Genomic DNA, 8910 nt, shown 5'->3' with positions numbered 1-8910 from the left:
GGGGGTGGGCATCCACGGCGAGCCGGGGCGGGAGCGGCGGGCGATGATGACGTCCGGTGAGATCGCGGACTTCGCGGTGGACGCGGTGCTGGAGGACCTCCGTCCGTCCGGCCCGGTGCTGGTCCTGGTGAACGGCGCGGGCGGCACTCCGCTGCTGGAGCTCTACGGCTTCGCCGCCGAGGCGCACCGGGTGCTGCGCGAGCGCGGGGTGCCGGTCGCGCGGACGCTCGTCGGGAACTACGTCACGTCGCTGGACATGGCGGGCGCGTCGGTGACGCTGTGTCAGGTCGATGACGAGCTGCTGCGGCTGTACGACGCCCCCGTGAGCACGCCCGCGCTGCGCTGGGGGAGGTGAGCGGCGGCCGCCGTCGTCACGCGCCGGGCTCGGCGCCGTACCAGACGGTCGTGACGTTGCAGAACTCGCGGATCCCGTGGCCCGACAGCTCCCGCCCGTAGCCCGAGCGCTTCACGCCGCCGAAGGGCAGGGCGGGGTGGGAGGCGGTCATGCCGTTGAAGAAGACGCCGCCGGCCTCCATGTCCCGGACGAACCGCCGCTGTTCCTCCTCGTCGCGTGTCCAGACGTTGGAACTCAGCCCGAAGGGCGAGTCGTTGGCCAGGGCGATCGCCTCGTCGACGCCGTTGACGCGGTACAGCGTGGCCACCGGGCCGAAGGCCTCCTCGCGGTGGATGCGCATCCCGGGGGTGATCCCGGCGAGGACGGTCGGTTCGTAGTACCAGCCGTGCTCGTACCCGGACGGCCTGCGCCCGCCGCACAGGGCCGTGGCGCCGCGCCGCAGCGCGTCGTCGACGAGCTCCTCCAGGTCGGCGCGGCCCCGCTCGGTGGCGAGAGGGCCGACGTCGGTCGACTCGGCCATCGGGTCGCCGACGGTCAGGCCCTCCATCAGGGCCGTGAAGCGCTCGGCGAAGGCGTCGTAGACGTCGGTGTGGACGATGAAGCGTTTGGCGGCGATGCAGGACTGGCCGTTGTTCTGGACGCGGGCGGTCACGGCCGTGCGGACGGCGCGGGCGAGGTCGGCGGACGGCAGGACGACGTACGGGTCGCTGCCGCCGAGCTCCAGGACGGTCTTCTTGACCTCGTCCCCGGCGACGGCGGCCACCGCGCGGCCGGCCGGTTCGCTGCCGGTGAGGGTCGCCGCGGCGACCCTCGGGTCGCGCAGGACGGCCTCGACGGCGCCCGAGCCGATCAGCAGGGTCTGGAAGCACCCCTCGGGGAATCCGGCGCGCAGGAAGAGGTCCTCCAGGTAGAGGGCGGTCTGCGGCACGTTCGAGGCGTGCTTGAGCAGTCCGGCGTTGCCCGCCATCAGGGCGGGGGCGGCAAACCGGACGACCTGCCAGAGCGGGAAGTTCCACGGCATGACCGCAAGGACCACCCCGAGCGGGCGGTAGTGGACGCGGGCGGCGGACGCCCCGGCGTCGCGCGCCTCGGCCTCGGGCGGCACCTCGTCGGCCAGCAGGGCCTCGGCGTGCGCGGCGTACCAGCGCATCGCCTTGGCGCACTTCGCGGCCTCCGCGCGGGCGGCGGCCAGCGGCTTGCCCATCTCGGTCGTCATGGTGCGGGCGATGTCGTCGCGGTCGTCGTCCAGGAGCTGGGCCGCGTGCCGCAGCAGCCGGGAGCGTTCGGCGAAGCCGGTCGTGCGGTAGTCGCGGAAGGCCGCGGCGGCCGCGGCCAGGCGCCGTTCGATGTCCTCGGGGCCCAGCTCTGCGAAGGTCTTGAGGGTCTCGCCGGTCGCGGGGTTCACCGTTGCGATGGGCATGCCTCGACTCTGCGGCGCTCCGCCCGGCCGCGCAAGGCGTACACGCGCCGGGCGGGGAGCCGCGCCCCGTTCGGAGGCGGGGACGCCGTGCGGACCACGGGGTCGCGCACGGGTGCGGGCGGCACAGGTGAGGGCGGTGTGGCGGAACGTTCCGCCACACCGCCCTCACCCTGCTCTCCCGCTATCTCGGCGGCTGGTCGGAGGCCTCGTCGGTGGCTCTGGACGGGGCCGGCAGCCGTGCCGGGTCGTGCGGCCGGAGGGCGTCGTTCGCCGGGGCCGCGGCCTCCCGGCCGGGTACGGGGGTGCCGGCGGCCTGCGAGCCGGAGGGGGACACGGGGACCACGGGCGCCGCCGCGCGCTTGACGACGGCACCACCGGAACCCTTGGCCACGACCGGCCCCTCCACCACCGGCGCACCGGACGGCACGGGCAGCCCCGGCAGCATGCCGCCGCGCTGGAGCAGGGCCACCGAGGCCGCCGAGGCCAGCCCGAAGGCGAGGCAGACCAGCCAGGGCACCCACCACAGTCCGGTGCGCTCGCCGAAGTCCATGGCCCGGCCGACCACGGCGTTGCCCGCGGTGGCCGCGAGCCCCGAGAAGACGTAGAAGAGCCCGAAGTACGTACCCGTCAGGCTCTCCCGCCCGAACATCGGCACCATCTCCAGCACGGTCGGGTGGGCGACCATGATGCCGAAGAAGAGCAGTACCGAGCCGGCCACCATGACGGTCATCCGCGCCACCACCTCGTCCGTGCCGCCCGGGCTCCCGCCGCCGCAGACGAGCAGCGGCGGCAGGAAGCTGAGACCCATCACGACCAGTCCGGAGCTGATCCACCGGGTGCCGCCCCCGTTGCGCTGGAGGGCTCTGGTGATCCGCAGCTGGAACAGCATGTTCGCGAGGGCGCCCGCGGCCAGCAGCACCCCTGCCGACCCCTTCCAGCCCGAGGCGGCAAGGGCCCCTTCGGGCAGGAGGAGGTAGAGCTGGTTCTCCATCGTGAACATCCCGATGGTGGAGAACGAGAACAGCAGGAACCGCCGGTTGCAGAAGGCCTCCCGCCAGTCGCCGAGGACGGTGGCGGAGGGGCCCCGGGGCGGGTCCCCCTTCGTGGGCAGGACCAGCGCCTGGGCCACCGTCAGCGCTCCGAAGGCGGCCGCCGCCACCACGGCGCACAACCGGAAGTCGGTCAGGAACAGCACGCTCCCCAGCAGCAGCCCCATCAGTGAACCGATGGTGGCGTAGACGTTGAGGAGCGCGAACGACTCGGCCTTGCGGTCGCCCGACTCGAACGCGACGTAGGTGCGTACGGCCGGGTAGAACAGCGCCGCCGCCAGCCCGGTGAGCACGGAGGCGCCGAGCAGCAGCGGCAGCGAGTTGCCGAAGGCGAAAAGGGCGAAGCCCACGGTGCGCAGGGCACAGCCGGTGATGATCACCACGCGTGGCCCCAGCCGGTCGGTGGCGGAGCCACCGAGGATGAACAGGCCCTGCTGGCTGAGATTCCGCGCCCCGAGCACCAGCCCGATGAGCGCGGCCGACATTCCCAGGCCCTGCTCCAGATATGCCGCGAGAAACGGCATCAGGAGGTAGAAGCCAATGTCGATCCCAAACTGATTGAGCAATAGCAATCGCAATGCGAGTGGGAACTCGCGCGTCGCCCGAATGTTTCTCATGCGCGTTCCTGAATCCAGCCCGGGCAGGCGGGAACACCCTGAACCAAGGGCTCGCCATGCGTCCGGGGGGTTTGACCGTGCGTCAAGCGGCAGGGACGGCGGCCGGGGCGACCTTCAGGCTTCTTCCTGATCAGAAGCCTGATCAAGGGTCAGAGCGCCCCGGTGTCCAGATCATCGGCTCGCTTCTCCGTTCCCGGGAACGGTCGCACTCGCTGACGGTGAGAGGGCGGTCGATCATATGCTTTTGCGATGCATCCTCACTGACCCCCGACTACTCTCGGAAGAATGAGCAGGGGACACTTTAGCAAAGCAATCTCTTTCCCAACAGTGCTCGCGTACGGCCCTGGACGGTGCTGGGATCAGTGGATTCGCAAGGGAATTTCCACCGGTTTTTTCTTCGAGCGCTGGAACGGGGGTGCTGGCGAACTGACCTACGATCACACCGGCCCGAAGCGGCCGGCGGAGCGCCTCCGCAACGGCCGGGCACGCACGACACCCCGCCCCTGACGGAGCATCAACAAAAGCGATGACGGCCCGTCAGCCGCCGCCCAACTCCCCGCCGCGCCCGGCGAACCACGTCGGCGCGTCCATCGCGGCCTGCTTGATCCGCGCCACCGCGAACGACTCCATCGGCGGCAGCGCGTCCACCGCGAACCAGCCGACCTCCAGCGACTCGTCGTCGTTGACGCGCGCCTCCCCGCCCACCGCGCGGGCCAGGAAACAGGTGTCCATGAACTGGCATACGTCCCCGTTGGGGTAGACGATCCGCTCCAGGGCCTCGACCAGCAGCACCCGCTCCGGCACGCACCGGACCGAGGTCTCCTCGAACACCTCGCGCACGATCGCGGCGGCGGGCTGCTCCCCCGGCTCGGGGATCCCCCCGATGATCGACCACTCCCCGGTGTCGGAGCGCAGCCCGAGCAGCACCCGGCCCTCGTCGTCGAGGACCACCGCGCTCACTCCGGGCATCCACAACAGCCGGTCGCCGATGAGGTTCCGGAGCTCTCGGATGAATTCGGGGATCGCCATGCGCCGAGCCTAATGGGCCCCGCCCCGGGGGTGCGCCGCGACCGGATCACGGGGCCGGGCCACGCTGCCGGATCACGCGGCCTGATAACGCTGCCGGATCAGGGGCCGGGTCACGCTGCCGCGGAGCGGCCGCCGAGCATACGGAGCCGGTCGCGGATCACACGCACGGCGGCCTCCGCGTCGTCCACGGTGACCGTGTACATACGGCCGTCCCCGAGCCGGACCACGAAGCCCTCGCCCCGCCGGACGACCACGCCCGTGCCCTTCTCCGGGCGCCAGCGGTACCCCCAGCCGCCCCACTGGCGCGGGGTGACGCGGGGGTCGAAGTCCGCGCCGACCACATGGGTCAGCGGAATGCGGGTGCGCGGTACGCCGATGTGGCCACAACGGATCTCCAGGGTGTCCTTGTCGACCCGCACGGCCACGTGCACGAAGGCGATCGTGCCGTACAGCATCAGCAGGCCCGCCGCCACACAGCCGACGACGGCCATCACCAGGGGGGCGAGCCCGGACGTCCACGCGCTGTCGACGGCCAGGTCGACGCCGAGCGCCACGCACGCGGCACCGGCGGCGGCCAGCAGCCACTGGACGCGGTTGGTCGCGCGCCCCGTCCAGACGGCGGGCGTCGCGGGACCGGGCTGTCCGGGCGCCTCCGGCCGCTCGTCGTCACCGGGGCGCTGCGCGCTCCCCTGCTCCCGCGGGTCCTCGGAGTGGTCCCTCATACCGGGCAGCCTACTCACGTTCCGCCACCGCGGCAGGGGTGCGCGCGGACGACGGGGCCGCCGGGAGGGCGGGAAGCGGACGGGCCGGGCTCAGGAGCGCGCGGCGCTCACGGGGCCGAGCGCGCGGCCCTCGGCGTAGCTCAGCGAGGCCGCCCCCAGCTCCCCCTCGCGGCCGGTGAGCAGCACGGTCAGGCCGCCCGTGGGCGCGGCGCCGGGGTCGGGCGCGGTACCGGCGCGGCGCAGCGCCTGGGCGGCGACGGCCATGGCGGAGCCGTACAGCTCCACCGGCCGGGCACCGGGCCCCTGGACCTCGGCGACGGCGGCGCGGATGCGCTCGGCGACCAGCTCGTAGTGGGTGCAGCCCAGGACCAGGCCGCGCACGTCGGCGGGCGTGTTCGCGGCGGCGGCGCGCACCGCCGCGGTGATGGCGTCCGCGTCGGCGTGCTCCACGGCGTCGGCGAGGCCGGGGCAGGGCACCTCGGTGACCTCGACGCCGGAGGCGAAGTCGCGGATCAGCCCGCGCTGGTAGGGGCTGCCGGTGGTGGCGGGGGTGGCCCAGATGGCGACGGGGCCGCCGTCGGCCGCGGCGGGCTTGATCGCGGGAACCGTCCCGATCACGGGCAGGGCGGGCTCCAGCTCGGCGCGTATGGCCTCCAGCGCGTGGACCGAGGCCGTGTTGCAGGCGACGATCAGGGCGTCGGGGCGGTGCGCGGCGGCGGCGCGGGCGCAGGCCAGGGCGTGCTGGGTGAGGTCCTCGGGGGTCCGCGGGCCCCACGGCATGCTGGCGGGGTCGGAGGAGAGGACCAGATCGGCGTCGGGACGCAGCCGGCGCACGGCGGCGGCCGCTGCCAGCAGGCCGTTTCCGGAGTCGATGAGCGCGATCTTCACCCGGTCACTTTAATCGATGTGCCCGTCGTGCCCGGCCCCGCTGCGGCAGACTGCGGCGGGTGAGCGCGCTGACGTGGATCGTGACGGGTTCCCTGGCCGCGTGGTGCTGGCTGCTGCTGGGGCAGGGTTTCTTCTGGCGCACGGACGCCGGGCTGCCGCCGCGGACCCCGCCCGCCGACTGGCCCGCCGTCGCGGTCGTCGTGCCCGCCCGCGACGAGGCGGAGGTGCTGCCCAGGAGCCTGCCGTCCCTGCTCGCGCAGGACTATCCGGGGCCGCTGGAGATCTTCCTGGTCGACGACGGGAGCGCCGACGGCACGGGCGGGCTGGCCCGGGCCCTGGCCGGGGAGCACGGCGGGCCGCCGCTGACCGTGGCCTCGCCCGGGGAGCCCGCCCCCGGCTGGACGGGGAAGCTGTGGGCCGTGCGGCACGGCATGGCGCTCGCCCTGGACCGTACCGACGCCGCGTACCTGCTGCTCACGGACGCGGACATCGCCCATGCCCCCGACAGCCTGCGGGAGCTGGTGGCGGCGGCCCGGTCCCGGGAGCTGGACCTGGTGTCGCAGATGGCCCGGCTGCGGGTCGCCACGTTCTGGGAGCGGATGATCGTCCCGGCCTTCGTGTACTTCTTCGCCCAGCTGTACCCCTTCCGCCGGGTCAACCGCCCCGGCGGGCGGACGGCCGCGGCGGCCGGCGGCTGTGTACTGCTGCGCCGCGAGGCCGCGCTGAGGGCCGGGGTGCCGGAGAGCATCCGGCAGGCGGTGATCGACGACGTGGCGCTGGCGCGGGCCGTGAAGCGCTCGGGCGGCCGGATCTGGCTGGGGCTGGCGGACCGGGTCGAGAGCGTCCGGCCGTATCCGGGGCTGGGGCCGCTGTGGCGGATGGTCTCGCGCAGCGCCTACGCCCAGCTGTTCTACAGCCCGCCGCTGCTGGCGGGCACGGTCGCCGGGCTGGCGGTGGTGTACCTCGCGCCGCCGGTGGCCGTCGTGGCGGGCGCGCTGACCGGCGCCGTCGTACCGCTGGTGTGCGGGGGCCTGGCGTGGGCGGTGATGGCGGGGACGTACGCGCCGATGCTGCGCCACTACCGGCAGCCGCTGTGGCTCGCCCCGCTGCTGCCGGTCACGGGGCTGCTGTACCTGCTGATGACCGTGGACTCGGCGGTCCGGCACCACCGGGGCCGGGGCGCGGCCTGGAAGGGACGGACGTACGCCCGCCCGGAGGCCACGCCCTGACCGGGGCCCGGGGCCGGCTCGCGCGGACCGGGGTCATTTGCGGCCCGGGGTCCAGTTCAGGCCCCAGCCGTAGGCGCGGTCCAGGGTGCGCTGGGGGCTGACGCCCCGGTCGGGCACGAGGTAGCGGGCCTCGCGCTGGACGACGAGTTCGCCACCGCTGTTGGTGATCAGGGCGAGGGCGCAGACGTTGGAGGCGACGACGCACTCGTCGAGCGAGAAGTCGACGGGCGCCCCGTGCTGCGGCTGGAGGGTGACGGTGGCGTGGAGGCCGGCGAAGCTCGTGGCGCCCTCGTAGATCGTGACGAAGACGAGGATGCGCCGGAAGGCGGCCGTCCGGTCGAGGTTGACGGTGAGGTTCTCCCCCGATTCCACCGCGCCGGTCCGGTCGTCGCCGTCGAGGTGGATGTACGGGGGCTGATGCAGCGAGCCGAAGGAGTTGCCGAGGGCCTGGACCACGCCCTTGGTGCCGTCGGTGAGCTCGAAGAGGGCACCCAGGTCGAGGTCGATGCCGGGCTGGAGCGCCAGGCCCAGCCGCCGCCCCCAGGTCCTGGGCTGTTGCCGCATCGACCAGTTGAGGTTGACCCGCAGCGCGCCGGAGGTGCCGCCCTGCTTGGCGAGGGAGACCCTCGGGGCCTCCTTGGTGAGCGTGACCTTGGTCAGCCGCACGGGCTGGGCGGGCGGGGACGCGGGCGCGGGGGCCGGTGCGGGCGCGGCGAGTGGCGCGGGCGCCGGTGCTGGCGCAGGTGCAGGTGCAGGAGCCGGCGCCGGTGGCACCGGGGTGGCCGGCCGGTCGACGGTGATGCCGTAGTCGGCCGCCAGTCCCTCCAGGCCGCTGCCGTACCCCTGTCCCACCGCGCGGAACTTCCACTCCCCCTGCCGCCGGTAGAGCTCGCCCAGTACGAAGGCGGTCTCCACGGTCGCGTCCCGGCTCTCGAAGCGCGCCAGCTCCGTACCGGCCGCCGCGTCCAGGACGCGGATGCCCAGCCCCGGCACCTGCCCGAAGGAGCCGCTGTCGGCGGAGGCGGCGAGCACGACCTTCTCGACGGCGGGCTCCAGGGCCGCGAGATCCACGGTGAGGGTGTCGGTCACCGACCCGTCCCCGGCGCGCTTGCCGTCGTGGCGCACGGCGCCCGAGGGGTGGACCGGCTGGTTGTAGAAGACGAAGTCGTCGTCCGACCGGACCCGGCCCGCCGAGAGCAGCAGCGCCGACGCGTCGGCGTCGGGCACGCCCGGGCCCGGACGCCAGCGCAGCTCGATCCGTACCACCTGCGAAGGTATCCGGACATTGGCGCCTTTGAGCATTTCCATCCTCAACCCCTCCGAAATGACCCGGCTCTTTACGCGATCCCAACGTACCTTGACGACCGATTTCCCCGGGTTCGATGGGATTGCCGAAGGGCCGCCCCTCCGGGCCCCGCAAACAACCCCCGTACCCGTCTCCCCAACCGGCACAGCATGGGCTTAACTTATGGGCTATGACCTCCCCCCGCAGCACCTACGGCGGTGGCTACTACGCCTCGTCGTCGTTCCCGGACACCCCCATCTACGACAGCCTCGTCGCCGAGCGGGGCACCCCGCAGATCGCGCCGATCCGGGTGTCC

9 protein-coding genes are annotated in these 8910 nt (G+C 73.5%); 3 read left to right on the top strand and 6 right to left on the bottom strand.

Annotated elements, in window-relative coordinates; genetic code table 11:
• Window positions 1-355, top strand: a 355-nt coding sequence (locus K6I33_RS26550; protein ID WP_229357060.1) for a dihydroxyacetone kinase subunit DhaK, incomplete at its 5' end; no start/stop codon positions are given.
• 16 nt (window positions 356-371) lie between these two features.
• Here the strand turns inward: K6I33_RS26550 and K6I33_RS26545 are convergent.
• From K6I33_RS26545 to K6I33_RS26525, 5 genes are all read right to left on the bottom strand, one after another.
• Complete coding sequence (locus K6I33_RS26545; RefSeq protein ID WP_229357059.1) at window positions 372-1775, bottom strand: NADP-dependent succinic semialdehyde dehydrogenase; 1404 nt, start codon at window positions 1773-1775, stop codon at window positions 372-374.
• Window positions 1776-1956: 181 nt separating this feature from the next.
• Entirely contained in the window at window positions 1957-3348 is a 1392-nt protein-coding gene (locus K6I33_RS26540) for an MFS transporter (RefSeq protein WP_308297323.1), read from the bottom strand.
• 630 nt (window positions 3349-3978) lie between these two features.
• Window positions 3979-4470, bottom strand: coding sequence for an NUDIX domain-containing protein (locus tag K6I33_RS26535; protein ID WP_229357058.1), 492 nt, complete (start codon window positions 4468-4470; stop codon window positions 3979-3981).
• 110 nt (window positions 4471-4580) lie between these two features.
• On the bottom strand, window positions 4581-5192 hold the full coding sequence (locus K6I33_RS26530; protein ID WP_229357057.1) for a hypothetical protein: 612 nt from the start codon (window positions 5190-5192) through the stop codon (window positions 4581-4583).
• A gap of 90 nt (window positions 5193-5282) precedes the next feature.
• Window positions 5283-6080, bottom strand: coding sequence for a glutamate racemase (locus K6I33_RS26525; protein ID WP_229357056.1), 798 nt, complete (start codon window positions 6078-6080; stop codon window positions 5283-5285).
• Between the two features lie 68 nt (window positions 6081-6148).
• Here K6I33_RS26525 and K6I33_RS26520 point away from each other — a divergent pair, with 68 nt between their 5' ends.
• Window positions 6149-7309, top strand: a complete 1161-nt coding sequence (locus tag K6I33_RS26520) for a glycosyltransferase (RefSeq protein ID WP_229357061.1) — start codon at window positions 6149-6151, stop codon at window positions 7307-7309.
• Window positions 7310-7342: 33 nt separating this feature from the next.
• On the opposite strand, the gene K6I33_RS26515 is transcribed toward K6I33_RS26520, so the two are convergent.
• Entirely contained in the window at window positions 7343-8617 is a 1275-nt protein-coding gene (locus K6I33_RS26515; protein WP_229357055.1) for a TerD family protein, read from the bottom strand.
• A 167-nt stretch (window positions 8618-8784) separates the two neighbouring features.
• Between K6I33_RS26515 and K6I33_RS36430 the strand changes: the two genes are divergently transcribed.
• Window positions 8785-8910: DUF6643 family protein (locus K6I33_RS36430; RefSeq protein ID WP_374285876.1), on the top strand; the 126-nt coding region annotated here is incomplete at its 3' end.

Source organism: Streptomyces sp. UNOB3_S3 (assembly GCF_020740895.1).
In the GTDB taxonomy this organism is placed as follows: Bacteria; Actinomycetota; Actinomycetes; order Streptomycetales; family Streptomycetaceae; genus Streptomyces.
Note: the sequence above shows the minus strand (reverse complement) of the source record. Positions and strands in the feature narration are given on the sequence as shown.

Excerpts from the sequence above, each read along its gene's own strand:
- K6I33_RS26545 (WP_229357059.1), bottom strand. The coding sequence starts at position 1,775 with ATGCCCATCGCAACGGTGAACCCCGCGACCGGCGAGACCCTCAAGACC.
- K6I33_RS26540 (WP_308297323.1), bottom strand. The coding sequence starts at position 3,348 with ATGCCGTTTCTCGCGGCATATCTGGAGCAGGGCCTGGGAATGTCGGCC.
- K6I33_RS26535 (WP_229357058.1), bottom strand. The coding sequence starts at position 4,470 with ATGGCGATCCCCGAATTCATCCGAGAGCTCCGGAACCTCATCGGCGAC.
- K6I33_RS26530 (WP_229357057.1), bottom strand. The coding sequence starts at position 5,192 with ATGAGGGACCACTCCGAGGACCCGCGGGAGCAGGGGAGCGCGCAGCGC.
- K6I33_RS26515 (WP_229357055.1), bottom strand. The coding sequence starts at position 8,617 with ATGGAAATGCTCAAAGGCGCCAATGTCCGGATACCTTCGCAGGTGGTA.